The organism is Corynebacterium silvaticum, assembly GCF_004382825.2.
In the GTDB taxonomy this organism is placed as follows: domain Bacteria; phylum Actinomycetota; class Actinomycetes; order Mycobacteriales; family Mycobacteriaceae; genus Corynebacterium; species Corynebacterium silvaticum.
Genome location: NZ_SDQO02000002.1, coordinates 540,240 through 564,777, shown reverse-complemented (window position 1 = coordinate 564,777; position 24,538 = coordinate 540,240). Strand labels below are relative to the sequence as shown.

The window sequence follows — 24,538 nt, the reverse complement described above, 5'->3', positions numbered from 1 at the left end:
CCTTACCTCGAACCTTAAGCGGCGGAGCCGCCGAAGATGTCGATTGCGTCGCTGCCCTCTCGAAGCGTCACGTAAGCGCGCTTGGTTGCCTTGCGTACGCCGTAACCGGAGCGAGTGCGCTTGCGCTTGCCCTCACGGTTAGCGGTGTTAACGGAAGCAACCTTGACGCCGAAGATCTGCTCGATTGCGATCTTGATCTCGGTCTTGTTGGCGGTAGGAGCAACGAAGAACACGTAGGTGTTCTGCTCCATCAAGCCATAAGACTTCTCGGAGACGACCGGGGCGAGAATGATGTCACGGGGGTCTGCGATCTTAGCCATTACTTCTCCTCCTGAGCCGCGCCGGTGACGCGGTTGATGAAGGTGTTCAAAGCCTCGACAGAGAACACAACGTCATCAGACTTGAGGACGTCATAAGTGTTCAGCTGATCAGCGAACAGGATGTGAACGCCGGGCAGGTTACGAGCACTCTTCTGTGCGGTGGTGTCCTCACGACCGACAACGAGAAGAACGTTGCAACGATCGGTGATGCGCTCAACGAAAGCGCGTGCGGACTTGGTGGAAGGAGTCTGACCAGCGACCAGCTCGGTGATCACGTGGATACGCTCGTGGCGAGCGCGATCCGACAGTGCACCGTACAGAGCAGCCTTGATCATCTTCTTCGGGGTGCGCTGGCTGTAGTCGCGTGGCTTAGGGCCGTGCGAGATGCCGCCACCGGTGAAGTGAGGAGCACGGATCGAGCCCTGACGAGCGCGGCCAGTGCCCTTCTGACGGAACGGCTTGCGTCCGCCACCGGAGACCTCAGCGCGGGTCTTGGTCGAGTGAGTACCCTGACGCTTTGCAGCAAGCTGTGCGTTGACAACCTGGTGCATAAGTGCCACAGAAGCTTCACGATCGAAGATCTCTGCTGGCAGTTCGACTTGACCGTCGGTCTTGCCCTCAGCGGTGAGGACGTCCAACTTTAGGTTGGTCATGCGTGTGCACCGCCCTTCACTGCAGTCTTAACGGTAACGATGCCACCGCGGTTGCCAGGAATAGCGCCCTTGATCAGAATCAGGTTGGCATCTGCATCAATCTTCTGAACCTTCAGGTTCTGGGTGGTGACGCGATCATTACCCATGCGGCCTGCCATGCGGGTGCCCTTGAAAACGCGACCTGGGGTAGCGCAGGCACCGATGCCACCGACGCGGCGGTGTGCAGCCTGGTTACCGTGGGCAGCGCCCTGACCTGCAAAGCCGTGGCGCTTCATAGCACCTGCGTAGCCCTTACCCTTGGTCGTTCCGGTGACGTCAACAAAGGTGATGCCTTCGAAGATCTCAACGGTAACGTCCTGACCGAGCTCGTATGCAGAAACGTCGTTCATACGAATCTCTGCAACGTGACGGCGAGGGGTAACGCCAGCTTTCTTGAAATGACCGGTTGCAGGCTTGTTTGCCTTGCGAGGGTCGATGTCGCCGTAGGCGATCTGGATGGCGTTGTAGCCATCGGTTTCGATGGTGCGAATCTGGGTGACCACACACGGCCCAGCTTCAACGACGGTAACCGGGATTACTCGGTTGTCCTCGTCAAAGATCTGGGTCATGCCGAGCTTGGTGCCCAGAATGCCCTTGATCTCAGTTTCACTCATAAGTTATTCTCCGCTGCCAAAAATTTCGTCGATCACTGAATATTCACGTCGACGCTGGCCGGAAGGTCGATGCGCATAAGAGCGTCAACCGTCTTCGGCGTCGGGTCGAGGATGTCGATCAGGCGCTTGTGAGTGCGCATCTCGAAGTGCTCGCGAGAATCCTTGTACTTATGGGGAGAACGAATAACGGCGTATACGTTCTTTTCGGTGGGCAACGGCACCGGGCCGACGACACGTGCACCCGTACGGGTCACGGTCTCGACGATTTTGCGTGCAGACGCATCAATCGCCTCGTGATCGTAGGCCTTCAGCCGAATGCGGATCTTTTGTCCCGCCACGCTTATCCTCTTCCTCGCTTGTCCCACATCCTAGGGATTGGTGGGAATCGCTCTTAATATCTCTATAACGTTGTCCGGACCTTAGGGCCTGGGCGCAACGCCAGTTCTTACTTGACTGTCTATGACGACTTGGTGGAGTTAGTGGACGTGGACACAAACACACGCCATAACACCTGACGGGGTACAAGACCCGTATGTCAAGCCGGAAGGGACCTAATATCTCACGATAAGCGTGGCCCTTACGTACTGCCGCTGTTTATTTGCCATGCCCCTTCACTCCGGCCCTCAAGAAAAACGTGCATTGCACCCAATCTCTTAAGGATCCTTCCGTTTCCCTCATTCACGTTTCCGCTCAGAGGTTCACCATGAAGGTGTCATGTTTGCTTTACCAGCAGTAATTCAAAATTTCCGCACCATATATGCGAAGACTTTGCGATAACTGTGTCAAAGCAACCTTTGTATTTAAACATCAATAGCCATCCAGCACAACCCTTCCCAGAACTTTCTCCACACTTTTCACGTGTTTTCCGTCACATAGGAAGGTTCTAGCTTTTCGACGCCCCCGCGCCCCCATCACGCCGACTTGTCTAAAAATTGTCCGCATCGTTATCCACATGGAGTTGCCCTCCCCTCCCCTTTTAAGAAAAACCCTTTTAGTATAGAGGACGTAACTTCAGGGGCTGAACAAACCGGCTGCGTACGCGTTACACCGCCATATACGAGGAGGATCGTCTCATGTCCGATACACAGAATGCTCCAGCAGTAGAAACTTCAACTGCTGGTTCCCCTACAACATTGGAAACCACTCACGGCAGGACTGTCATTGAAGATACCGTCGTGGCAAAGATCGCTGGCCTAGCCACCAGAGAAGTATCGGGAGTTCATGCCGTCGGCGGCAACGCTGCGCGCGTAGTCGGGGCACTGCGCGACTCGATTCCTGGATCGCGCACCAATCTTCAGCAGGGTGTCGAGGTGGAGGTTGGCGAGCGCCAAGCTGCAGTAGACGTTGCCATCGTCGCTGAATACGGAGTCGCTATCCACCAGCTGGCACAAGCAATTCGACAGAACATTATCAATGCCATTGAGCGCATGACGGGCCTTGAGGTCACTGAAGTCAACGTCACCGTTCATGACGTCCACTTGGAGCTCGATGAAGACGAAGGCGAAGCCAACGATTCTCCTGCTCACACTCGCGTCCACTAAGGAGCTTTCACAGTGACAACCCCGCGACCATCAGGGCTTCCCACTCTCCCCTCATATGAATCTGCATACGCGCTAACAGAAAAGATTCTTGGGATTGATGGTGTTGCGGAGCTTCGTGGCGGACGTTTTGGTGAGGTCGCGCTGCTCTATCCGCGGTGCAAAATCACCGGACTCCGATTAGACGATATACAACAGGGCCAGCAGACCCTTGAGGTAAATGTTGCTGCTTATTACGGCTATAACCTCACGGAGCTTGCCCAATCAATCACTGCGGCTGTGGCGGATTCTGATCTCTGCGATGTTAATTCGATTGACGTGGTCATCAGTGACGTCGTAAAGCTAACCCAGCTAAAGGAGCTTTAATGTTTCAGAATAAAACCCTTCTCGGCGCAATCCTCGGCGTTTTGGTGATCTTTGCGATCCTGTCGGGCCATTTGCTCACGCTCCTCATTCTGGCGGTCGCTGGAGGCATAGGTGCCCTTATCGGCGCGCACTTTGATGGAAAGATCGACCTGTACAAGATTTTCCACGACCTCGTTGAGAATCTCCGACGTGGAGGCCGCGGATAATGACAGCCCCTCCGGTAATCATCACGGATCGGGCTCTCACCAAGCTGGCTAAAGCGGCTGTGCACTCAGTCCCCGGCACAGTACGCGTTCCACGCCGCGCTGGCCGCTCGCTTCCGCGTATCGACGTCCGCCGCGACGACCTCCACTCAATCCCCACAGTGGAAGCCTTTGTAGCAGTAACGTGGCCCAGTCCGGTGACAGCCGTGGCGGAAAATGTGGCCGCTGCGATTAGCGAGTGGTTCTCTAGCTACGCGGGTATTCAGGGCGTACCTGTGAATGTTGTAGTCACCGCTCTTAACCACGGAGCACGGCTTGACGTCGCGCCCGAGCCACAGCCACCACGGGTAACACACCCTGTGGCTCCTGAACCGCAATCGCTCGTGCCTATCGTCACTGCGCCCCAACGCGCACTGAAACCCATAACTATCCACAGAATCGAATCAAGGAGGAGCCATGGATAGCCCCACTGCTATCAAAGGACGCCCCGCCGCCCGCCTTGCCGCGATTCTCATTGGGCTCGTCGCTATAGGCATCGGCTTTGTCGCCGCGCGAGAACTCTGGTGGGTGCGAACTGAAGGCCACCACCGCCATGCCTGGGTGAACCCAGTGCTTCGTTTTATTTCTGCCGTCACCTACCAGCCTTGGATGCTAGCTGCGGGCATAGCAACGGTGATTCTCGCCCTGGTTCTGATAGCTATTGCTTTCAAACCTCGACCTCGTACCCATGTGGCGCTTATCGACGATGTCACCTGTTATGTGCGCCCCCTTGATATCGCACGCCTAGCTACTTTGAACGCCAAGCAGGTCCCTGGGGTCAACCAAGCGCACACCACAGTAAATGGTTCCGCTCGCTCCATCAGGGTGGTGGCGTCCATTGATTCTCACCAGCTCACAGAAGCTAAAACATATGAGGAACGTATTCGTACTGCTGTTGAGCCCCTCGCCCTGAAGCTGTGCACACGTCCCAAGCTCAAAGTTGTAGTGAGAGGTGAAAGTCAATGAAACGATCTACGGCTAGTTTCGACCGTCTCCTATGCCTCCTCATCGGTGCTCTTCTCGGAGCTCTGGCTGCGTGGACCATTGCCCTCAATTTTGATCTTCCGTGGGCACAGCAGCTCGCTGATCTTGCTGAGTTTCCGCGTTGGCACCAGGCATCTCAGCAACGCTGGTTCGATGTCGCTTTGTTCTTCGCCGCGGTTCTTTTCTTAATCAGCGGAGTCTGGATTGTGGTTGCCAATATGCGTCGCAATCATATTTCCCGCGTCACTCAGAAGAACGGGACAATCAGCGTCAACATAGACCACATAGCAGAACTAGCAGCCGAAGACATAGAAGAACTCGATCCTGTTATCTCCGCCCACGGGCATGTGGAAAGACGCGGCGAGGAGACAGTCATCGCCCTCACGATCCTCTTGGAATCGGTACCGAATGCGCTGAGCATCCAGCAGGCGCTTCAGCAACTAGACCAGGACATAGCAGCGGTTTTACCGGACACGCCTATTCGCACCGAGTACCGTGTGCACATGGCTAAAGTTGAAGACTAAGGATAAAGCCGGTCTACGCCCGCTACGCCCCGTAACAGCTCGGGGTCTACCGGGGTTCCTTCCCTAAAAATCGAGAGTTCTCCCGTGGGCTCAAGAATCACGCACTGCACCATGTCCATACGGTGTATCCCAGCTCTTCTAATGGCGAATCGGACATCCGACTTAGCCAAGTGAGTCTTACGCAATTCCTCAAAAATCCACTCGCCGTGCACCAGCACTATGCGCGGACGGCCGTCAAAGGTTTGTCGCAGACCAGAAGAAACACTACGTGCGGCCCCAAACATAGCTTCCAGCAGCATCAGAGTTATCAACCCGATCACGCCAGCGGCGAGCGTCGGAGGATGCCCGATGATAACGCGACCCGCCACAGCACCAACCATTGTGAGAACCACCGCGTCAAAGGCTGTCATACGGGAGAGCACCCGTGCGCCGAATATTCGGATCATCAGCAGAAAAACAAGATAAATACCAACCCCGGCGATAATCACAACGGGGATACGCCACGGCTCGATGGTCAGTTGCTCTACGAGGATAGGTTTAAACTCCTGCACCACAGGAACTTTACCGGCAGTAGAAACCTCAGTGCTCCTACCCAAGGATATGTGCTGCGATAGCGGGCAACTCCACCGCAGTGCGTTCCTTGGTGAGGAGCTTTAGTGGCTTTTCTATTTCAGGCGACCACGCCTGAGGAACCCGATACTCGTGGGTCTCCACCTCGCGACACCTGCGCACAAAGTGACGCGCTTGATGGCCTCTTTGGAGAACCACGGAGGCGTCGGCAAGCTCAATTACGCGCGTATCCGTATCTTCCGCCAGCGTTGTCTTCTCAATACGGCGAATCGTGTCTAGACGGTGTTCAATGCCCTGGTGGTCAGCCACAACGAGGGGCAAGCCCACCCGTGCTTGCACTAGGGACTTGTAGTTCCACCAGATAGGTTGCTGCCAACCGCGAAGCAGCACAATGCGCTCCCGGGTAAGTACTGCGGTGGTGTTGTTGGCAAGCAACACGCTGTACCGCCCTGTGACTTTGGAGAGCTCCCCCGGATAGGTAGTGGCAATCATCATGCATATGTCATGGGCATCGTTATCGGAAATTCCCCACGTAAGTCCGTGGGTGTTCAGCATGCCCATGAGTGCAGCAAAATCCAGATCCGGCTGGCCTTCCCACACTTCTCGGACGGCATCAAGCATTCTATCCATGTGGGAACGATCGATCATGGGTTCCGATTTTATCCCACGGCATAAAAAATCCGCCCTGGCACAGAGACCAAGGCGGATTTTTAAAAGCCTAGCAGCGAACTGCTAAAAGATCATTACTTGATGATCTTGGTGACGCGGCCAGCGCCAACGGTGCGGGAGCCCTCGCGGATAGCGAAGCGCAGGCCCTCGTCCATAGCGACAGGCTGGATCAGGGTGACGGACATGTCGACGTTGTCGCCAGGCATAACCATCTCGGTGCCCTCAGGAAGCTTCACAACACCGGTAACGTCGGTGGTGCGGAAGTAGAACTGAGGACGGTAGTTGTCGAAGAACGGGGTGTGGCGGCCGCCCTCGTCCTTGGAAAGGACGTAGACAGAGCCCTCGAACTCGGTGTGAGGAGTGTAAGCGCCTGGCTTAACAACAACCTGACCGCGCTCGACGTCTTCGCGCTTGATACCACGGAGGAGGAGACCACAGTTGTCGCCAGCCTCGGTGTAGTCGAGAAGCTTACGGAACATCTCGATACCGGTAACGGTGGTCTGGGTGGACTTTTCCTTGATACCGATGATCTCAACGTCTTCGTTGACGTTCAGCTGGCCACGCTCAACACGGCCGGTAACAACGGTGCCACGACCGGTGATGGTGAAGATGTCCTCGATAGGCATGAGGAATGGCTTGTCGGTCTCGCGCTCTGGATCCGGGATGGAATCGTCGCAAGCCTGCATGAGCTCGAGGATGGACTTGGTCCACTCCTCGTCGCCCTCGAGAGCCTTCAGTGCGGAGATGTGGATGATTGGAGCCTCTTCATCGTAATCCTGCTCAGCGAGCAGCTCACGGATCTCCATCTCGACGAGCTCGATGATTTCCTCATCGTCAACCATGTCGCACTTGTTAAGAGCAACGAGGATGTAAGGAACGCCAACCTGGCGAGCGAGCAGAACGTGCTCACGGGTCTGAGGCATTGGGCCGTCGGTAGCAGCAACCACGAGGATTGCGCCGTCCATCTGAGCAGCGCCGGTGATCATGTTCTTGATGTAGTCGGCGTGACCCGGAGCATCCACGTGTGCGTAGTGGCGCTTCTCGGTCTGGTACTCAACGTGGGAGATGTTGATCGTGATGCCACGCTCCTTCTCCTCCGGCGCCTTGTCAATGGCGTCGAAGGCGAAAGCCTCGTTGAGATCCGGGTATGCGTCAGCCAGAACCTTGGTGATAGCAGCGGTAGTGGTGGTCTTGCCGTGATCGACATGACCGATGGTACCGATGTTAACGTGCGGCTTAGTACGCTCGAACTTAGCCTTTGCCACTGTGTGTCCTCCTGGACTTCGTGGTGGCTACGATTTCGCAGCCACGAGTTGACAGTTGCTGTACATTCTGACCGCTAATTCGGCAGTCTGGCAGTACAGCTATTTACTAATGCGCCAGTTACATGATCCTAGGGTCACACGGTGTTTTTATCAAACCACCGAAGGATCCAGATGGATCTTACAGGGTAACGGCCGGCTCAGCATTCCGCAGGTGGAAACGCTCAACGAGCCGCTACCCCTTTCCGTACCGCCCCTTTCCCCACCAGCACAGGAGGGAAAAGGACATAGTACGAGAGGGCTTAACGCTTAGGCAGTGCCGTTGCGCTCAGCAACGATCTCGGTTGCTACGTTGGTCGGAACCTCTGCGTAGGAATCGAAGATCATGGTGTAGTTAGCGCGGCCCTGGGTACGAGAGCGCAGGTCACCAACGTAACCGAACATCTCGGACAGCGGAACCTTTGCCTTAACAACCTTGGCGCCAGCACGGTCACCCATTGCGGAGACCTGGCCACGACGAGAGTTTATGTCGCCGATAACGTCGCCCATGTACTCCTCAGGAGTAATGACCTCGACAGCCATCAAAGGCTCAAGAAGAACTGGCTTTGCCTTTGCGACAGCCTCTTTAAGAGCCTGAGAACCAGCAAGTTTGAAGGCCATTTCAGAGGAGTCAACCTCGTGGTATGCGCCGTCGATAAGCGTTGCCTTGATGTTTACCAGCGGGAAGCCAGCGAGGTAGCCGTACTGCATTGCATCCTGGATACCTGCATCCACGGAAGGAATGTATTCCTTCGGAATGCGTCCACCGGTGACAGCGTTCTCGAACTTGTAGATTGGGGACTCGCCCTCTTCCAAGGTCTCCAGCTCAGGAACGTAAGGCTCGATGCCGATGATGACCTTAGCGAACTGACCGGAACCACCAGTCTGCTTCTTGTGGGTGTACTCAAGCTTCTCGACGGTCTTACGGATGGTCTCGCGGTATGCAACCTGCGGGTTACCAACGTTAGCTTCGACCTTGAATTCGCGCTTCATGCGGTCAACAAGAACGTCGAGGTGGAGCTCACCCATGCCGCCGATGACGGTCTGGCCGGACTCTTCGTCGAGCTCAACGGTGAAGGTTGGGTCCTCTTCAGAAAGCTTCTGAATAGCGGTACCGAGCTTCTCCTGGTCAGACTTGGTCTTTGGCTCGATGGACACCTTGATCACTGGGTCCGGGAAGTCCATGGACTCAAGGATGATCTGGTCGTTCTTATCGCAGAGGGTGTCACCAGTGGTGGTGTCCTTCAGACCGATGAACGCGTAGATGTTACCAGCGCGTGCCTCGTCAACAGGGTTCTCCTTGTTGGCGTGCATCTGGAACAGCTTACCAATGCGCTCGTTCTTGCCCTTGGTGGAGTTGGCAACCTGAGCACCAGGCTCAACAACACCGGAGTAAACGCGAACGAAGGTGAGCTTGCCGAAGAACGGGTGAGCTGCGATCTTGAACGCAAGAGCAGAGAAAGGCTCTTCAACGGAAGGCTTACGAACCAAGTCCACAGACTCGTCGCCAACCTTGTGTCCGTGAACCTCTCCGATGTCCAATGGAGTTGGGAGGTAATCGATAACAGCGTCGAGCAGTGGCTGAACACCCTTGTTGCGGTAAGCGGTACCACAAAGAACTGGGTAGACCTCAGAGTTAACGGTCAGCTTACGGATACCGGCCTTGAGCTCTTCGATGGTGAGTTCCTCGCCACCGAAGTACTTCTCCATGAGAGCCTCATCGGCCTCAGCGACGGTCTCAACGAGCTTCTCGCGGTATTCAGCAGCCTTGTCAGCCAAGTCAGCTGGAATCTCCTCGATAACTGGCTCAGCGCCGGTCTCGACCTTGCCGCGCCACGTGATGGCCTTCATCTCAAGAAGGTCAACAACACCATCGAAGTCATCTTCAGCGCCGATAGGCAGCTGCATGACCAATGGCTTAGCACCGAGGCGATCGATGATGGTCTGAACGGTGAAGTAGAAGTCTGCACCGAGCTTGTCCATCTTGTTCACAAAGCAGATACGGGGAACGTCGTACTTAGCAGCCTGACGCCACACCTGCTCGGACTGAGGCTCAACGCCCTCTTTACCGTCGAACACTGCGACTGCGCCGTCGAGAACGCGAAGGGAGCGCTCAACCTCAACGGTGAAGTCCACGTGGCCTGGGGTATCGATGATGTTGACCTGGTTGCCGTTCCAGAAACAGGTAACAGCAGCCGAGGTAATGGTGATGCCGCGTTCCTTCTCCTGCTCCATCCAGTCAGTGGTGGAAGCACCATCGTGGGTCTCGCCGACCTTACGGTTGATGCCGGTGTAGAAGAGGATACGCTCGGTGGTGGTGGTCTTACCGGCGTCAATGTGGGCCATGATGCCGATGTTGCGGACCTTGTTCAAGTCCTTAAGCACTTCTTGTGCCACAGTTGTCCCTAACTTATGTAGCTAGAGTGGTCTTTGTCCCTAGAGCGGTAAACGCTGCAGGAAGACACACTCACTGCACGGATAGTTCGTGTTTATTCTGCCAAAAACTCGTTGAATTCTCAGCCGAGTTCCAACAAAACGTGAAAGTTTACGAGATCTTTCCTATGGAAAAGTGACCCAACTGGCGGCGCGCAGCTTCTCACATCTCCTTGTCGCCGTGGTTTTACACGTGCGCAACGAGGGTGAAAACTCTGAGCCGTCCCAGTCGGGTCACAATACGCATACGAATTACCAGCGGTAGTGGGCGAAGGCGCGGTTAGCCTCAGCCATCTTGTGGGTGTCCTCGCGACGCTTCACGGAAGCACCGAGGCCGTTCGCTGCATCAAGGATCTCGTTAGCGAGACGCTCGATCATGGTGTTCTCGCGGCGCTGACGGGTGAACGTAACCAACCAACGCAGGGCCAGGGTGTTTGCACGGCCCGGGCGAACCTCAACAGGAACCTGGTAGGTAGCGCCACCGACGCGGCGGGAACGAACCTCAAGATCAGGCTTGATGTTGCCGAGAGCCTTCTCAAGGGTCAGAACCGGATCAGTACCGGTCTTTTCCTTGCAGATGTCCAGTGCGCCGTAAACGATACGCTCAGCGGTGGACTTCTTGCCGTCCAACAAAACCTTGTTTACCAACTGGGTAACAACCTCAGAGCCGAAAACTGGGTCTTTAACGATAGGACGCTTGGGAGCTGCATTCTTACGCATTGATTACTTCTCCTTCTTTGCGCCGTAGCGGGAGCGAGCCTGCTTACGATCCTTCACACCCTGGGTATCCAGTGCGCCACGGATGATCTTGTAGCGAACACCCGGAAGGTCCTTCACACGACCACCGCGGACGAGCACCATGGAGTGCTCCTGGAGGTTGTGGCCCTCACCTGGGATGTAAGCGGAAACCTCGATGCCGGAGGTAAGGCGCACACGAGCGACCTTACGCAGAGCGGAGTTCGGCTTCTTAGGAGTAGTGGTGTACACACGGGTGCACACGCCACGACGCTGCGGGGAGCCCTTCAGGGCTGCAGTGGAAACCTTTGCAGTCTTATCGTGGCGGCCCTTGCGGACCAGCTGCTGAATAGTAGGCATAGCCGTCTTTCTCAATCGGTACTTTTCTTCGAAGCTGAAAACCTCGAAGAAGTTATCGCTTCATGTGCCTGGCTAGTGCGGAATGGCCCCTAAAGGACCCTAGAAAAACCAAAAAAGGGGCTCTTTTCCGGGGCCGCTTCCGCATTTACCACAACGCTTCAATCCACTGTGGACTGGTATGCAACCTTTCACAAGATCACACACTGGCGCCAACCAGGCAAAACGTCAGGCTCCCACCATCAAACAAGTGGGACTAGCACACAACCTACAGCATCTGGCCAAGACAAGCAAGCCAAAGGCCTTAAAGATGCCGCAACACAGCAGGCACCACACCAATACTTCCGCACACAGCGCAACAGCTACCGCAGCGATTGTCGTTTTTGAGAATGCTAGCCCCCTAGCCGTCAGAAAAAGCCCAAGAGAGACTTTTCAGCGTTCTCAAAAACGACATTTTTACCGCAGAGGCTTCCTTATTCCCCCGCTAGAACCACAACTCCGAGTCCGGAGGAGCGCGCACCCTCATAGAAATCAGTGAAAGAACGAATAGCCTCCCCAAGGCCAGCTTCCTGCACTGCAGCATCATCCACGGAAGAGAGATCTGAAAGTACTTTATTCTACACGCTGCGGAGCAACGATCCCCACCATCGGGTCCCCCACGATAATTTCTTCCCCGTCAACCGCAGCAGTACTCAGCCCCGCCGAGTGCAGCAGCTCCTGTACATCCATCCATGCGGCAGCAACATCAAAAAGCTCCCCATGACTGCCCGTATACAAAGCCTCCACCAGATCGTCATCCTTGATGCGAAGGTCATCAAGAATCCAGTCCTCGACTGCCACATAAGAGTTGTAAGACATATTCATTCCTTCATCATTTTCTATTGTAGTCGCCGAGATTACCCGCAACAGCATCAAGAGTGTCATCCCCCGCCATTAAAGCCCACACCACCACATGCAATAAAGTGATACAGGCCATAAAAAAGAAAAATCGAATTAGACGACAAATATCACCCCCACAAGATATACCTACGTTTCCGCAAGGCAAGTCACAGTCACGCCACAACATATAGTAATTGGTGACACTTCAACAACTATATAATGTAGTTACAAAGGGATAATTCCGCCTATGTTATTCCCTATGACCGAATCCTATGTTAACTCCCGCTCCACTATCGAGGAATACCTCGATCGATCAGACTGGCGCGTCAATGCCAACGCAAACCAGGACTATTCCCTCGGCGGGATGATCCTCAATTCGGCGGGAAAAATCACCGCCAATTATTGGTTGGATAACGTCTTCAGCCCAGAGGCCGGGCAGGCACATCGCGATGGCACCATCCACATCCATGACCTGGATATGCTTTCCGGCTATTGCGCAGGCTGGTCCTTGCGCCAGCTTCTGGAACAGGGGTTCAACGGTGTTTCAGGCACAATCTCCTCACATCCTCCCAAGCACTTTTCTTCCGCATGTGGGCAGATAGTTAATTTCCTGGGTACGTTGCAAAACGAATGGGCCGGTGCACAAGCGTTCAGCTCTTTTGACACATACATGGCCCCCTTTGTCCGCCTGGATAATCTCAGTTACGAGGACGTTGTCCAGCAGATGCAGGAGTTTATTTTCAACCTCAATGTACCTTCACGTTGGGGTACGCAGACACCTTTTACCAATCTCACTTTCGACTGGACCTGCCCCGAGGATCTGCACGACCAGGTTCCATTCATCGGCGAGGAGCCGCAGGCGTTTACGTATGGCGAGTTGCAAGCAGAGATGGACATCATCAACCGCGCATTCATTGAGGTCATGAGCGCAGGCGACGCGGATGGACGTCCCTTCACCTTCCCGATCCCCACGTATAACATCACCAAGGATTTCGACTGGGATTCGTCGAACTCTCAAGCTCTCTTCACGATGACCGCGAAATATGGGCTGCCCTATTTCCAAAACTTTATTAACTCCGACCTTGATCCCGGCATGATTCGCTCTATGTGCTGTCGCCTGCAGCTGGACCTCCGCGAACTACTCAAACGCGGTAATGGGCTCTTTGGTTCGGCGGAGTTGACCGGTTCCATTGGCGTGGTCACGCTCAACTGCGCCCGCCTGGGGTATCTCCATGCTGATGATGAGGAAGGCCTGCTGGCGAGCGTCGACAAGCTTGTTGATCTTGGCATAGAGACCCTCGAACGCCGCCGGGCCTTTGTGGCTAAGCAAATGGACGCGGGCCTCTACCCCTACAGCTCTCGGTGGCTGCCCAGCTTGGACAACCATTTCTCCACTATCGGAGTTAACGGCTGCAATGAGATGATCCGTAATTTCACCCACGATGCCTATGACCTCACCGATCCCCAGGGCCACGCCCAGGTGGCTCGTCTGCTTGATCACATCAACGATCTCTTGGTCAAGGCTCAAGAGCGCACAGGTCACCTGTTTAATCTTGAGGCCACCCCCGCCGAGGGCGCCACCTACAGGTTGGCCAAGGAAGACATCAAGCGCTACCCCGGCGTCCTCCACGCTGGTACGGATGAAGAGCCCTATTACACTAATTCTTCCCAGCTACCGGTGTCTCATACCCCAGACCCCTTTGAGGCGCTTGCTCTCCAGGAAGATCTGCAATCTAAATACACCGGTGGAACCGTGCTCCACCTTTATATGGGTGCCGCCATGAGCGATGGCGAGGCGTGCGCAAAACTCGTCCGGCGTTCTTTGGAAAACTTCCGTCTTCCTTACGTCACTATCACTCCCACGTTCTCCATTTGCCCTACCCACGGCTATATTTCCGGCGAGCACCCAGAATGCCCCGATTGTGGAGAAAAGACTGAGATGTGGACCCGAGTGATGGGCTACTTCCGCCCTGTCCAGAGCTTTAATACCGGAAAGAAGGGCGAGTTCCATGAGCGCACCTACTTTGCGGAGACCCTTGCCTGATACAACGACTGCTCAGACTGCCTCACTGCCGATCGCGGGGATCATTCCTTTCTCCGCAACGGACTGGCCGGGCAAGCTCACTGCAACGGCCTTCACACAGGGATGCCCCCTACGCTGCGTGTATTGCCATAATCCGCAGTTGCAGGCCTTTACACCCGGCGCGCACTCGCTTGCAGAGTTTCTCTCCCTTTTGGGTTCTCGGCATGGGCTTATCGACGCCGCCGTCATCTCAGGTGGCGAACCTACCTCCGTCCGCGGTCTAGCAGCTGCGATCGCCGCTATCCATGACATCGGGTTCCCCGTGGGGATTCACACGTGTGGTTATGCCCCGGGGCGCATTGCTGAGCTAGTGCGGGACCCTGCCACCACTCCGGATTGGGTTGGGCTCGATATCAAGGCCTTGCCCCGGCATATGCATGAGGTCACGGGGTGTTCGCCGCGGGTGGCAGCGTCTGTGTGGGAATCGCTACGGATTCTGCAGACCGCTGGGGTGGCGGTGACGCTGCGAACCACGCTGTGGGAAGGCTCTGTTATTGAGCAGAACCTTGACGAGCTACGCTCCTTGGTTGCGGCCCGCAGTATGGATGCGTCTGTGGACCTTGTTATTCAGCATGCACGCGCTGCCGACGGGAGCCCATGGACACCAGATCACTCCGGGTAGCGATCCGCGCTTAAAGATCCCCAAACATCAGTGCGCCAACTCCTATCGCTGTGAGCAGCGCGATCACAAAGGTGAGTGGGACAAAGCGCGCAACAAATCCAGTGCCCCACGCCCCACGTTGCATCGCCATGAGTTTGACGTCCACCATCGGTCCGACCACTAAAAACGTGATTTGGGCTGTGGGCGGCATCATGGTGAAAGAAGCGGCGATAAAGGCGTCTGCCTCGGAGCACAGCGCGAGGAGCACGGCTAATGCTGCCATCGCCAGGCAGGCAAAAACTGGTCTATCGCCAAGGAGCAGGAACCACTCCCGCGGGACGATGAGCTTAAGCAGCCCAGCGAGCAGCGCGCCAAGAACAAGATAACCTCCGGCGTTGAGGAGATCGTGGAGAAAAGATTCCCTCAGCCTTTCCCATTTATTGGGCGCATGGTGCTCGTGCGAGTGGCCTTCTCCATCGGGCATGTCGACGCTCCCACTCATCCATATCCACCCCACCAGCACTGCCGCACTCAGAGAGGCCACAAATCTGGCGATCACCATGCGCGTGTCGCCGCCAAAGGCAACCGCAGTGGAGACCAGCACCACCGGATTAATCGCGGGGCTGGCGAGGAGGAAGGCAAGGGCTGCGGCGGGTGGCACTCCCCTGCGGATAAGCGACTGGGTAATGGGCACCGACGCACATTCGCAGGCAGGAAGCAGCATCCCTGAGGCTGCGGCCGTAGGGACGGCGAGGCGTTGGGAGCGCGGTAGGCGTCGAAAAGCAGCCTCGGGTACAAAGACCTCGATGAATCCTGAAATGATGACGCCGAGGATCAGAAAAGGTATTGCTTGCACCACAATTGCGATACTTATCTGCGTCCACGCCTTCGCGAGCCCGTGAAGCTGAATTAGCGGCCCAAAGATGAGCAATGCGCTGAGCACCAGGAGAGAGATGATCGCGCCGTACTGGACGACTCTGTGTCTCATAAGTAGGGCTTCTCCGGCTGCGGGATCTGGGTGGCATGGTCTATCTTGAGCACCGGAAACTGCGGATTGAACTTCTCCGAGTGGGGGATGACTTCCGCGGTGATCTCATACCAGTTGTCCTCAATGAGGTCTGCGTCCCCCTCCAGTGAGGCGGTGTAGGCCATGGCGTCGGCAGCGCAACAAAAAATCTTATACCGGCTAATCCTCCATGTGCCGTCTACCGAACGCGAGGCGAATCCCGTCACAGCCACGGTCTTTCCCACCATCGATGCGCTGTCCGAGCGCAGAAACCGGGCCGTGAGTTCCTCCATAGTGAGCTCGTTGGTGCCATAACTGCGCAGCGGTTCCATCGGCAGATCGTCTAAGGAGTTTTTCCGCGTTGTTGTACCAGTGCTTTCCGCGGTATAGCGTAACGACGCCGCCCCTAGCGCAGTCGGAGCACAAAGCGCTACGAGTATCACGGGGACTAATAGCAGCCAGGAAGTAGCGCGCATCGGAGAATGCGAGCACGGATACCGGCGAGCGCTGTATGAGCTCCACCCACCAAGCCCTATCAACAGCACTCCGCTCAGTACTATCCAGGGGCGGAAAGCTGGTTGGAGGTAGTTGTTGATGCCGCCTGTTATTGACTCCACAAGCAGCAGCACTCCGAGAGCTGCAATCACAAAAGCACCAACGGCAACGCCCTTGGTGGATTCTGTGTGTGACTGCCCAATATTCATGTATTAGAGGGTGCAGCCTTTCTTCCAACCTGGCAAGTCCTTCCCTGACTTTATAGGTTGGTGGCACGGGCTGCACCCTCTACACTTGCCGCTAGTTTTACTAACGGACGTCTCGTTTGGAGTTGACCCACAAGCCCATAGCTAGTGGCACAACGATCCACACCACAATAAGGCCTATGTTGTAAGCCAACGGCTGTACCTCCGCAAAGTTCCACCCTTCAGGGTAGCCTTTTCCATACTTGGTCAACTGGCTAATGCGTTCCCCAGGTGTTATCAGCCATAGCGGTACAAATGCGTTGAACTGTGCTGCAGCAGCGTCAATGAGTCGTTCAATAATCAAGAACCAAGCAAGTGGGAGTGCCATAGCAGCCACTCGGCTACGAGTCACCACAGCCAAGCCCATTGCGATAAAGCTGAACACCAGGAATAGCACACCGTCTCTCAGGATCACCGTTGCTTCCTCGTTTAACAACCTGCTCAGAGGCAATACCAGGAACACCAGGTAGATAAGGGCCACGCCTACCAGATAATTAATCAGAAGGAAGCCTGTTACCACTAGCATCCTTGCGTTAAGCCACAGGCTGCGACGCGGTTGAGTCAAGAAAGCTTGGGCATGCATCCGGTCATTAAACTCACCGGCTACCCCCGAGGACGCAAAAGATACAGACAGCATCGTAAAAATCATCGCACCCGGGAGAACAAATGCCCAGTTGAACTCTGATCCTTCGCCGCTAAACAGATTGATGAGCACAGCTGGCCCATAGAGCGAGCCAGTAAGAAGAATCGCCCATACCCAGGTGCTTCTTAGCGTCAATAGTTTGGTTGTTTCCGAGCGCAAAGCATTTATCATGTGGTTTCTCGTCCTTTCATTCCTATGAGTAAAAACTGTTAATGAGTAGCGCTCGAAGCTGTGTCTTCCACAGCACTATCGACGGTCTGTTTAGTGCGGTATTCCTGGGATTCAGCGGTAGCTGCGAGGAACCTTTGCTCTAGATTTTCTTGCTTAGTAGTCAGTCCAAACACAGGGAGACGGGCTTCTAAAGCTGTCATAGCCACGGCTGTGCGCACGGCTTGTTCGTCTGTGTTTTTATCCACGCTGACGCTAAATCCCGCAGTGGTTTGTAGGTTAGTAATTTCAAATCCTTGGTTTTGTAATTCCGAGGCAAGTTCAACAGCGTTCGGTGTTTCTACCTCCACGCGGGTGCCGTCTGCCAAGAATTCTTCAAGGGAATACTCGCCGATCATTTTCCCTCGCCCAATCACAACCAACCGGTCTGCGGTCAATTGCATCTCTGAGAGCAGGTGGGAAGAGACCAAGACGCTTCGCCCTTCAGCGGCAAGGCTACGAATCGTGTTACGCATCCAGCTCACACCCTCGGGGTCGAGGCCGTTGACTGGCTCGTCAAGGATGAGATGCTGCGGGTCTCCCAGCAAAGCTGCGGCAACGCCAATGCGCTGTTTCATACCTAGGGAATAAGTACCGATTTTTCCTTTAGCTGCTTCCTGCAGCCCCACGATATCCAGGCACTCTTCTACCCGGGTATCGGAGATACCTGCACCTCGCGCAAGCACCCGGAGGTGATTACGTCCTGATCGGGCGGGATTAAACCAACTAGCATCAAGAATTGCGCCAGCCATTTTTGGTTTGTCGCTTACGTTTGCAAATGGTCCCGTGTACGTATCAGTAAAAAACTCAACACTGCCTTCCGTAGGCGCATCCAGACCAAGTATGCATCGCATTGTTGTGGATTTACCGGAACCGTTTGGTCCTAGGAATCCAGTCACGGTTCCATCCGGAACGGTGAAGCTCACATCAGCGATGGCGGTCTTGGAACCATACTTCTTGCTTAAGTGTCGAACTGTGATCATGTTTTCCATGATCTGCTACTTCTCAACTTTTGTAATCCTGCTGGGGACCGATCTTTTATGTCACCCCTAGGTATGACGACGCACATGTGCAGTCCACCTAATTATCTACAATTAGTATTGCGCGCAATAGTAATCCCGAGGTGTCATTTCAGCGAGTCTAACTTCACAACATTCTTAACCACCAACACCATAAGCTGGAGATATAGGCCCGACTCAAGCGAATGCTCTGGGAAATTCGTGGCACAGCCGGGTATCCGAGGAAACACACCGGAAAGGTTTACTATGCTACCGAGCATCCCCTCACCCGACTACCCAACGCTATTCTTTTTTGAACGTGGCGACTGGTGGGATTACGCAATGCTGATCATTGTCACCGCTGCGCTTGCATTCACCGCTTGGCTAGCCCAAAGAAATAAATGGGTAGTCCTTTTAGTTTTTGTAGTCGCGCCACTATTGCTCACACTATTGTGGTGGCCACATTCTACCGAAGGAACGGCATCCTCGGGATGGTTTGCCATTGTTAAACAATATTCTGCCCTCGCAGGATCCCTCTACCTCGTAGCCTTGCAATACGCCAAAAAACTGCGACACAACTACTGGTATCTCACTATCCCTCAGGCGATCTTAGCTATCAACATTTTGGAAGCAGTGGTTCGCGATTTTCAGGCATATAACATTCATGGATTCGACCCGAGTCAACACATGGTCATATGGGGCGGCCCCTGGAACATCATGAACGGTATTGCAGGAATCCTCAACCTCTTAGCCATATCCGGCTGGGTTGGGATCTTTGTAGCTAAAGGACAATCTCGCGCGATCATCTGGGGCGACCTCACGCTTGGTTGGATCATTGCTTACGACGTCTGGAACCTCTCCTACTGCTACAACTGCCTCACAGACCGCGCCTGGTATTCCGGGGTCGCCCTCTTATTATCGTGCACAATTCCCGTATTCTTTACGTTTGGTCGAGGCTCGTGGATTCAATTCCGTGCCTACACCCTCACCCTATGGTCCGCCGTCGTTCTTACGTTCCCAGCTTTTACGGAGAGCTCGGTCTTTGCCCATCGCTCGGCACACAACCCCACAGCCTCCTTCATCCTGGCCGCGCTGTCCCTCACGCTCAACATCGTGGTCTTTGGCTACCACATATACAGAATCATGCGATACCGCAGAAACCCACTTGTTCAGGAGGTCTACTCCAAGGGCAAAGAATACACTGCGCTCATACGCACGCATGCCACTCAGGAAGATCAAGATCGTATAGCCGCCAGGCTGGGATCCACCCCAGAAGCCCTGGGGTACAGCGATCCTATTGCGCGCAATAGCAAAAAGAAAACCCTATCGCCACACTGAACTACCACAATGATCCATGATTATATTGCGCACAATACTACTATTGTGCGCAATATAATCTAATAAGAACGCTGAGTACTACTCTTCTGCCTTCTTCCCCCATCCCTTAAGGTATGTGCGTTCTTTCTTTTGCCTTATCTGCTCTTCCCAGGAGAACTTTGGCTCTTCCCAATCTTTAAAGTAGTCCGGATCAATAATGTCTGACCATGGAGTTCCAGGCCCGACAGGAGGCCATGCAGGATCATCGGTCTTTGGTGGACGAATCTCCGCAACTGCAGGGCAGCTGCGCCCGTATTGGAACCATTGCGTATAGGTATCTTCAAACAGTGGAGTCCCATCCCACCGACCAGCAGGCACCTTTGATCCAAAGTAGCGCCCACCCAGAGTACCGCGCATGAATTTTCCAATATGCTGCTGCTTCTTTCGGAACTCTGCAACGCGCTTGATATAGATGTTCTGCAGACGCGTCATACAACCACCAATAAGCTCAATGTTTACCCAATTGATCGCTGTGGGCAGTGGAGCGTTTGGCTCATATCCGATACGCCAATGGTTGATCAGCCGAGTACGCTCGCCTTTAAGCGGGATCATGTAGAAACACCACGCTGCAGCAAAATGATCCATAGATGGATACCGGAAGGCATAAGACCCTGGGGCAGCTGGAGGGTTTTTAGTATCAACCCACTGAACTAGGTATTTACCTGGAACAACATCGGCCCATTCCATCGACATTCCCTGATAATCAAAGGCTGCAATATCACCTGGGACCATTGAGTCTGGCTGTTGGAATTCTTCCTGTAATTCATAGCTGTTGTAGAACGGTAGACGAGCAAAAGTACGCTCAAGCCACTCTGAAGAAAATGAACCTGTTTTGTTAGCACCCAGCTGCTTTAATATCCGCCATACGGCGTACGCTGGAGCGTCAATGTCGATAGCGTAAGTGGAAGAATAACCATTGTCATAGTTCGCATCAATAAGGTCATCGCCAGGATATGTCCACGCTTGTTCTTCCGGGGTCGCTTTACCGCTGAGCTGGCTAAACGCATACATTCCCCCAATCGTTGTGGCCCCTAATACACCTATCCCCCAGGCTGCACGCGCGCCAGTGCTCTTATATTTTTTCTTCCCCATATTGTGCTCAACCGCCTTAGCTAGTCAATGGTTGCAGGAACACGGAGATGTGCTCCCGTAGCGGGCCAAGGGCACATGCATCAACTACCTATCGCGCAACGCCCTTCATGCGTGCCCGTGTGTTAATAGCCTCATTCTATCACCGCGATAACCTGCGCTGGTAGGGTTAAAAACTAGTTACATCCCACAATTGGAGGCATGAGCTATGCATTCGCTCTTTCTCTGGGAAATCGGCACCCCCCTCGTTTACATCACTTGGGTTGTAGTTTTTGTTGCCCAAGTAGCTATTTCAGAAATTAATCGCCGCTGGAACTGGACAATATTTTTTCTTTGGACGTTCGGCGGCCTCGCCCTAATGCCTTATGCCGCACTACACGGCACCCCTATGGTCGGCTGGTTCCCCTTTGGCAAATACGTGATTATGGTTGCCACAGCAACGATGACGGGTTTTCTTCTGTGGTACGGCAAACGCAACCCGGTCAAAGCACATCGCTACGCCATATGGTTTGGTGTGGCACTCTGGATCGGCCTCGCGGTGAACATCATGGAAGCAAATATCCGCGATGTCACGATTTTCTTTGAATCAGACAAATACCTGCGGTGCGCCACCGATCCTGCCTGTTTGAAGTCCATTAATGACGCACACGTAGGCATCGACATGATTAATGGGTTACCGGAAACTCGCGGTGTTACAGTGTCCGTCGGAAGCCCCGAATGGTATTCCGCCGTGGCAGCTAATTTCCGAGCATCTGGTGTGGGAATAGACCCAGCCACCGGGTTCCGGACTATCGGCGGGTATTGGAATCTGCTCACCGCCGCCGCAGGAGTGCTCAATATTGTCACGATCACGGGCTTGGGGAAAATATTTGTGACTTCCAACAAGGAGCGCAAAGTACGCGGGCTCATTTGGGTGGACATGGTGTGGCCCTGGGTGATTGCTTATGACCTTTGGAACCATGCATTCTTATACAACGCGCTTGCCGACTACACCTGGTACTGCACTCTTGCACTGCTTTTAGCTTGCACAATACCCGCTTTTACCTGGGCAAAGGGTCAATGGATCTGGTTCCGTTGCTTTACATTGATGTTCTGGATCGCCGCGAACAACCTCTTGCCGGAGTTCTTGGTTCCGCCGAGCAGCATCACCAACTTCTCCACGATGAACCCCGTCGCAAATGCTGTGTGCGCGTGGGCCGCGTTCCTATTCAACGTGGGTCTCTTCATTTATTGGTTGTATAAAATCCGCACGACCAAGCGAAACCCGCTGCGCGATCCTTTGTACCCGGAGCTCAAAGAGTTCCGCACCATCATGCGAGAGCATGCCGATGACGCCGATAAGTACTTTGTCACCGACATGATTAAAGAAACTCCTGAAGAATTAGGGTTTGCGCCGCAGTCCGCTACCCCACCGCCAGATGGTTATGTAGGAACAATGCCGTGGTGGCGCAGCGATAAGCGCTACCCCAAGCCGCGCACCCCGCTTTCGGCTGATCCAGCGCTCGCGGCCAAGAAGATTCCTTCCGATCCCACCTGGGATGTGCGCAGCTAAATCAGTTTCTTCACCGTGGGTCAGTTACCTAAAAGAGCATCCTGGGTAACTAACCCACGCTTAAAGGCAAAAAGCACCGCGTGGACTCGGTCACGGGAACCCGTTTTGGTGAGGACCCTGCCCACGTGTGTTTTGACCGTGGGTAAAGAGATAAATAGTTGTGAGGCAATTTCTGGGTTGGATTTGCCCATTGCGATTAACTCAAGAATTTCTAGTTCACGCGGTGTCAATGGTTCAGCAAGACCCTCGTTTATGCGCTTGGGGTCGCTTATCTTTTTGTTCGTCTGCCCGGATCGTATTCTCCGAAATAATTTGGCGGTGGCCGCCGGGCTGATCACCGCGCTTTGCGCCCCGACTGACCTGACCGCGTCCAGCAGATCCTCTGGTGCAGTGTCTTTGAGCAAGAATCCTGAAGCCCCGTTTTCCACCGCTTCCATGACGTAATTCTCGCTGTCAAAAGTAGTCAGGATGATCACCCGAAGCGGCTCGCCGGTAGGCCCCATCGCACTTCGCGCTACCAGCTCTTTAGTAGCTGAGATACCGTCCATGATCGGCATCTGCACGTCCATCAGAACCACGTCAACGGGTTGTGCCGTCGCGCGATCCAGCGCCTCTACTCCGTTGTTTGCTTCCCAAGCGATGTGAATATCATCTTGCGAACCAAGCACCATACTAAAACCGGCTCTCACCAGCTGTTGGTCGTCGACAAGCCCTACGTTAATCATGTCCTCTTAACCTCTTACAATGGGATTTCAACATCAACGCGCCACCCGCCAGCATTGCATATCGACGCACCCCATGTCGCCTTTCCGCCATGTAACAAAGCGCGCTCTTTGATTCCTGCCAAACCGCGCCCAACCGAATCGACTGCGTAGTTCACGAGGGCCTCGCCATGCGCGTTGTCCACTGTAATACGCAGGATTTTGTCTTTGGGTACGCCCCAGTCCAAAGTCACCTTAACTGCCGTTTTCCCCGCGTGTTTGAGCACGTTTGTCAAGGATTCTTGAATAACACGAAAAACCGTCAGCCCCCGAGATTCATCGACTGCTACGAGCTCGCCGCGTACGGAAAAGTCTATCTGCAACCCTGCAGCGCGGGCTTCGTCGATAAGCCTTCCTATCTCATCAAAACCGGGCGTCGCGTTAATGTCTCTCTCGTCTTCCTCTCCCGAGTTTTCCCTTAACACGGTGAGCAAGCCCCGCATCTGTGACAACGCGTCGCGCCCCACCGACGAGATAGTTTCCAACGCATCAATGGCGGCCGCCGGATCTTTTCTCCCCGCGTATCGACCACCATCTGACTGCGCGATCACTATGGCCAAAGAATGCGCCACAATATCGTGCATCTCGCGCGCAATACGATTCCGCTCCGCTAGCGCTGCCAGCTCAGCCTTGGAACGGAGTTCCTCCAGCGCTTGATTTTTCCGCCTGGTATTAAGACCTATTTGCCACCACAGAGAAATGGAAATAACAATGAAAACCAAAACCCAGGCTGCCTCGATCCAAAAATTGGGTTCCCGTACTGCATTACCGTCAATGAATGCTTTTCCGCCTAGGGCGCTACTCACCGCAATCAAAGTCAGGCCTACAACGCTGCCGAGCACAAGCGCTACAATCCACGCCTTTCTGTGGCGCTGAATATACGCAGCTATAAACCAGGATTGATAGCACACAGATGCGTACCCCAGAAGGGCCACCAACGGGGCTCCCCAAGCTATCAGCAGCAGCGCGAAAACCACGATCCACAGCCCCATCACCCTGCGATATCGCTGAACAAGCAGCCCAATAAAAAGCGCTACGCTGCCCACCCACAGCAAAGCAAAAACTATCGACTGATGCATCTGCTCACGCGGGGATGCCATCTCTGGCTTGATAGCAGTATTCTGCACAGCGATCAGGAAGAAAAAACCGCCCACCAGGCTCTGCGCCACCAGCTGTGACCAAAACCCGCGATCCTGGAGCCATCCGCACGTATCCATGCGCTTTGTGAGTGCAGAAAAAGATTTCATGATAATCAAA

The 24,538-nt window shown here is 54.4% G+C and carries 27 protein-coding genes and 1 pseudogene; 10 read left to right on the top strand and 18 right to left on the bottom strand.

Translation table 11 applies throughout. The features are described 5' to 3' along the window. Positions 1 to 14 precede the first annotated feature (14 nt). From rplW to rpsJ, 4 genes are read right to left on the bottom strand one after another with little or no spacing between them, the layout of a single operon-like run. Positions 15 to 320: a 50S ribosomal protein L23 gene (rplW, locus tag ET810_RS06850; protein WP_023635110.1), complete on the bottom strand. Its 306-nt coding sequence runs from the start codon at positions 318 to 320 to the stop codon at positions 15 to 17. Beyond that, positions 320 to 973, bottom strand: coding sequence for a 50S ribosomal protein L4 (gene rplD, locus ET810_RS06845; protein WP_087453385.1), 654 nt, complete (start codon positions 971 to 973; stop codon positions 320 to 322). Before rplD ends, rplW begins: the two co-directional genes overlap by 1 nt. Further along, positions 970 to 1,626 (bottom strand): 50S ribosomal protein L3, encoded by a 657-nt coding sequence (rplC, locus tag ET810_RS06840; protein WP_013241203.1) that lies wholly within the window; start codon positions 1,624 to 1,626, stop codon positions 970 to 972. Before rplC ends, rplD begins: the two co-directional genes overlap by 4 nt. Positions 1,627 to 1,658: 32 nt before the next feature. Next, the gene (gene rpsJ / locus ET810_RS06835; protein WP_003854291.1) at positions 1,659 to 1,964 is read right to left on the bottom strand and encodes a 30S ribosomal protein S10; all 306 of its coding nucleotides are present in this window, start codon (positions 1,962 to 1,964) and stop codon (positions 1,659 to 1,661) included. A 735-nt stretch (positions 1,965 to 2,699) separates the two neighbouring features. Here rpsJ and ET810_RS06830 point away from each other — a divergent pair. Genes ET810_RS06830 through ET810_RS06805 form a run of 6 tightly spaced genes read left to right on the top strand, consistent with a single transcriptional unit; the run spans position 2,700 to position 5,280 of the window. Beyond that, the gene (locus tag ET810_RS06830) at positions 2,700 to 3,167 is read left to right on the top strand and encodes an Asp23/Gls24 family envelope stress response protein (RefSeq protein WP_087453384.1); all 468 of its coding nucleotides are present in this window, start codon (positions 2,700 to 2,702) and stop codon (positions 3,165 to 3,167) included. Between the two features lie 12 nt (positions 3,168 to 3,179). Further along, complete coding sequence (locus ET810_RS06825) at positions 3,180 to 3,530, top strand: Asp23/Gls24 family envelope stress response protein (protein WP_087453383.1); 351 nt, start codon at positions 3,180 to 3,182, stop codon at positions 3,528 to 3,530. Next, complete coding sequence (locus ET810_RS06820; RefSeq protein WP_013910792.1) at positions 3,530 to 3,736, top strand: hypothetical protein; 207 nt, start codon at positions 3,530 to 3,532, stop codon at positions 3,734 to 3,736. The genes ET810_RS06825 and ET810_RS06820 overlap by 1 nt, the downstream gene beginning before the upstream one ends. After that, positions 3,736 to 4,197: an Asp23/Gls24 family envelope stress response protein gene (locus ET810_RS06815; RefSeq protein ID WP_087453382.1), complete on the top strand. Its 462-nt coding sequence runs from the start codon at positions 3,736 to 3,738 to the stop codon at positions 4,195 to 4,197. Before ET810_RS06820 ends, ET810_RS06815 begins: the two co-directional genes overlap by 1 nt. Continuing rightward, positions 4,190 to 4,738 carry a DUF6286 domain-containing protein gene (locus tag ET810_RS06810; protein ID WP_087453381.1) on the top strand — a complete coding sequence of 183 codons (549 nt, stop codon included), beginning with the start codon at positions 4,190 to 4,192 and terminating at the stop codon, positions 4,736 to 4,738. The genes ET810_RS06815 and ET810_RS06810 overlap by 8 nt, the downstream gene beginning before the upstream one ends. Next, positions 4,735 to 5,280, top strand: coding sequence for an alkaline shock response membrane anchor protein AmaP (locus ET810_RS06805; protein WP_087453380.1), 546 nt, complete (start codon positions 4,735 to 4,737; stop codon positions 5,278 to 5,280). The genes ET810_RS06810 and ET810_RS06805 overlap by 4 nt, the downstream gene beginning before the upstream one ends. On the opposite strand, the gene ET810_RS06800 is transcribed toward ET810_RS06805, so the two are convergent. From ET810_RS06800 to ET810_RS13185, 7 genes and pseudogenes are all read right to left on the bottom strand, one after another. Continuing rightward, entirely contained in the window at positions 5,277 to 5,834 is a 558-nt protein-coding gene (locus ET810_RS06800; protein ID WP_404825542.1) for a DUF421 domain-containing protein, read from the bottom strand. The two genes, ET810_RS06805 and ET810_RS06800, sit on opposite strands and share 4 nt — an antisense overlap. A 34-nt stretch (positions 5,835 to 5,868) precedes the next feature. After that, a complete protein-coding gene (locus tag ET810_RS06795) occupies positions 5,869 to 6,498 on the bottom strand; it encodes a hypothetical protein (RefSeq protein WP_087453378.1) in 630 nt (209 codons plus the stop codon). A 95-nt stretch (positions 6,499 to 6,593) separates the two neighbouring features. Beyond that, a complete protein-coding gene (tuf, locus tag ET810_RS06790) occupies positions 6,594 to 7,784 on the bottom strand; it encodes an elongation factor Tu (protein ID WP_013241194.1) in 1,191 nt (396 codons plus the stop codon). A gap of 306 nt (positions 7,785 to 8,090) precedes the next feature. After that, complete coding sequence (gene fusA / locus ET810_RS06785) at positions 8,091 to 10,217, bottom strand: elongation factor G (protein ID WP_134316166.1); 2,127 nt, start codon at positions 10,215 to 10,217, stop codon at positions 8,091 to 8,093. Positions 10,218 to 10,505: 288 nt separating this feature from the next. Then, complete coding sequence (rpsG, locus tag ET810_RS06780) at positions 10,506 to 10,973, bottom strand: 30S ribosomal protein S7 (RefSeq protein WP_013241192.1); 468 nt, start codon at positions 10,971 to 10,973, stop codon at positions 10,506 to 10,508. A gap of 3 nt (positions 10,974 to 10,976) precedes the next feature. Beyond that, positions 10,977 to 11,348 carry a 30S ribosomal protein S12 gene (gene rpsL, locus ET810_RS06775; protein ID WP_013241191.1) on the bottom strand — a complete coding sequence of 124 codons (372 nt, stop codon included), beginning with the start codon at positions 11,346 to 11,348 and terminating at the stop codon, positions 10,977 to 10,979. A 470-nt stretch (positions 11,349 to 11,818) separates the two neighbouring features. Then, a pseudogene (locus tag ET810_RS13185) lies at positions 11,819 to 12,203 on the bottom strand (hypothetical protein). 268 nt (positions 12,204 to 12,471) lie between these two features. On the opposite strand from ET810_RS13185, the gene ET810_RS06765 reads away from it, so the two are divergent. Both ET810_RS06765 and ET810_RS06760 read left to right on the top strand, forming a co-directional pair. Continuing rightward, a complete protein-coding gene (locus tag ET810_RS06765; protein ID WP_087453374.1) occupies positions 12,472 to 14,268 on the top strand; it encodes a ribonucleoside triphosphate reductase in 1,797 nt (598 codons plus the stop codon). Then, positions 14,234 to 14,929 carry an anaerobic ribonucleoside-triphosphate reductase activating protein gene (locus ET810_RS06760; RefSeq protein WP_087453373.1) on the top strand — a complete coding sequence of 232 codons (696 nt, stop codon included), beginning with the start codon at positions 14,234 to 14,236 and terminating at the stop codon, positions 14,927 to 14,929. The genes ET810_RS06765 and ET810_RS06760 overlap by 35 nt, the downstream gene beginning before the upstream one ends. A gap of 10 nt (positions 14,930 to 14,939) precedes the next feature. On the opposite strand, the gene ET810_RS06755 is transcribed toward ET810_RS06760, so the two are convergent. The 4 genes from ET810_RS06755 to ET810_RS06740 all read right to left on the bottom strand — a co-directional run bounded on the left by ET810_RS06755 (position 14,940) and on the right by ET810_RS06740 (position 18,496). Beyond that, on the bottom strand, positions 14,940 to 15,896 hold the full coding sequence (locus tag ET810_RS06755; protein ID WP_134317668.1) for a permease: 957 nt from the start codon (positions 15,894 to 15,896) through the stop codon (positions 14,940 to 14,942). Further along, complete coding sequence (locus ET810_RS06750; protein ID WP_087453371.1) at positions 15,893 to 16,618, bottom strand: TIGR03943 family putative permease subunit; 726 nt, start codon at positions 16,616 to 16,618, stop codon at positions 15,893 to 15,895. The genes ET810_RS06755 and ET810_RS06750 overlap by 4 nt, the downstream gene beginning before the upstream one ends. A 100-nt stretch (positions 16,619 to 16,718) precedes the next feature. Further along, positions 16,719 to 17,468: an ABC transporter permease subunit gene (locus ET810_RS06745; protein WP_087453370.1), complete on the bottom strand. Its 750-nt coding sequence runs from the start codon at positions 17,466 to 17,468 to the stop codon at positions 16,719 to 16,721. A gap of 38 nt (positions 17,469 to 17,506) precedes the next feature. Next, positions 17,507 to 18,496, bottom strand: a complete 990-nt coding sequence (locus ET810_RS06740; RefSeq protein WP_087453369.1) for an ABC transporter ATP-binding protein — start codon at positions 18,494 to 18,496, stop codon at positions 17,507 to 17,509. A 273-nt stretch (positions 18,497 to 18,769) separates the two neighbouring features. Between ET810_RS06740 and ET810_RS06735 the strand changes: the two genes are divergently transcribed. Beyond that, complete coding sequence (locus ET810_RS06735; protein ID WP_241657936.1) at positions 18,770 to 19,840, top strand: DUF5692 family protein; 1,071 nt, start codon at positions 18,770 to 18,772, stop codon at positions 19,838 to 19,840. A gap of 78 nt (positions 19,841 to 19,918) precedes the next feature. On the opposite strand, the gene ET810_RS06730 is transcribed toward ET810_RS06735, so the two are convergent. Beyond that, the gene (locus ET810_RS06730) at positions 19,919 to 20,971 is read right to left on the bottom strand and encodes a hypothetical protein (RefSeq protein ID WP_171483315.1); all 1,053 of its coding nucleotides are present in this window, start codon (positions 20,969 to 20,971) and stop codon (positions 19,919 to 19,921) included. 205 nt (positions 20,972 to 21,176) lie between these two features. Here ET810_RS06730 and ET810_RS06725 point away from each other — a divergent pair, with 205 nt between their 5' ends. Next, a complete protein-coding gene (locus ET810_RS06725) occupies positions 21,177 to 22,520 on the top strand; it encodes a DUF5692 family protein (RefSeq protein WP_087453368.1) in 1,344 nt (447 codons plus the stop codon). 20 nt (positions 22,521 to 22,540) lie between these two features. Here ET810_RS06725 and ET810_RS06720 read toward each other — a convergent pair whose 3' ends face one another. Both ET810_RS06720 and ET810_RS06715 read right to left on the bottom strand, forming a co-directional pair. After that, positions 22,541 to 23,245 carry a response regulator gene (locus tag ET810_RS06720; protein ID WP_087453367.1) on the bottom strand — a complete coding sequence of 235 codons (705 nt, stop codon included), beginning with the start codon at positions 23,243 to 23,245 and terminating at the stop codon, positions 22,541 to 22,543. A gap of 14 nt (positions 23,246 to 23,259) precedes the next feature. Further along, positions 23,260 to 24,528: a sensor histidine kinase gene (locus ET810_RS06715; RefSeq protein ID WP_087453366.1), complete on the bottom strand. Its 1,269-nt coding sequence runs from the start codon at positions 24,526 to 24,528 to the stop codon at positions 23,260 to 23,262. Positions 24,529 to 24,538: the final 10 nt, after the last annotated feature.

Coding starts and splice junctions, on each gene's coding strand:
- rplW (WP_023635110.1), bottom strand. CDS start 320: ATGGCTAAGATCGCAGACCCCCGTGACATCATTCTCGCCCCGGTCGTC.
- rplD (WP_087453385.1), bottom strand. CDS start 973: ATGACCAACCTAAAGTTGGACGTCCTCACCGCTGAGGGCAAGACCGAC.
- rplC (WP_013241203.1), bottom strand. CDS start 1,626: ATGAGTGAAACTGAGATCAAGGGCATTCTGGGCACCAAGCTCGGCATG.
- ET810_RS06830 (WP_087453384.1), top strand. CDS start 2,700: ATGTCCGATACACAGAATGCTCCAGCAGTAGAAACTTCAACTGCTGGT.
- ET810_RS06820 (WP_013910792.1), top strand. CDS start 3,530: ATGTTTCAGAATAAAACCCTTCTCGGCGCAATCCTCGGCGTTTTGGTG.
- ET810_RS06815 (WP_087453382.1), top strand. CDS start 3,736: ATGACAGCCCCTCCGGTAATCATCACGGATCGGGCTCTCACCAAGCTG.
- ET810_RS06810 (WP_087453381.1), top strand. CDS start 4,190: ATGGATAGCCCCACTGCTATCAAAGGACGCCCCGCCGCCCGCCTTGCC.
- ET810_RS06805 (WP_087453380.1), top strand. CDS start 4,735: ATGAAACGATCTACGGCTAGTTTCGACCGTCTCCTATGCCTCCTCATC.
- ET810_RS06795 (WP_087453378.1), bottom strand. CDS start 6,498: ATGATCGATCGTTCCCACATGGATAGAATGCTTGATGCCGTCCGAGAA.
- rpsG (WP_013241192.1), bottom strand. CDS start 10,973: ATGCGTAAGAATGCAGCTCCCAAGCGTCCTATCGTTAAAGACCCAGTT.
- rpsL (WP_013241191.1), bottom strand. CDS start 11,348: ATGCCTACTATTCAGCAGCTGGTCCGCAAGGGCCGCCACGATAAGACT.
- ET810_RS06765 (WP_087453374.1), top strand. CDS start 12,472: ATGTTATTCCCTATGACCGAATCCTATGTTAACTCCCGCTCCACTATC.
- ET810_RS06760 (WP_087453373.1), top strand. CDS start 14,234: ATGAGCGCACCTACTTTGCGGAGACCCTTGCCTGATACAACGACTGCT.
- ET810_RS06755 (WP_134317668.1), bottom strand. CDS start 15,896: ATGAGACACAGAGTCGTCCAGTACGGCGCGATCATCTCTCTCCTGGTG.
- ET810_RS06750 (WP_087453371.1), bottom strand. CDS start 16,618: ATGAATATTGGGCAGTCACACACAGAATCCACCAAGGGCGTTGCCGTT.
- ET810_RS06745 (WP_087453370.1), bottom strand. CDS start 17,468: ATGATAAATGCTTTGCGCTCGGAAACAACCAAACTATTGACGCTAAGA.
- ET810_RS06740 (WP_087453369.1), bottom strand. CDS start 18,496: ATGGAAAACATGATCACAGTTCGACACTTAAGCAAGAAGTATGGTTCC.
- ET810_RS06735 (WP_241657936.1), top strand. CDS start 18,770: ATGCTACCGAGCATCCCCTCACCCGACTACCCAACGCTATTCTTTTTT.
- ET810_RS06730 (WP_171483315.1), bottom strand. CDS start 20,971: ATGGGGAAGAAAAAATATAAGAGCACTGGCGCGCGTGCAGCCTGGGGG.
- ET810_RS06725 (WP_087453368.1), top strand. CDS start 21,177: ATGCATTCGCTCTTTCTCTGGGAAATCGGCACCCCCCTCGTTTACATC.
- ET810_RS06720 (WP_087453367.1), bottom strand. CDS start 23,245: ATGATTAACGTAGGGCTTGTCGACGACCAACAGCTGGTGAGAGCCGGT.
- ET810_RS06715 (WP_087453366.1), bottom strand. CDS start 24,528: ATGAAATCTTTTTCTGCACTCACAAAGCGCATGGATACGTGCGGATGG.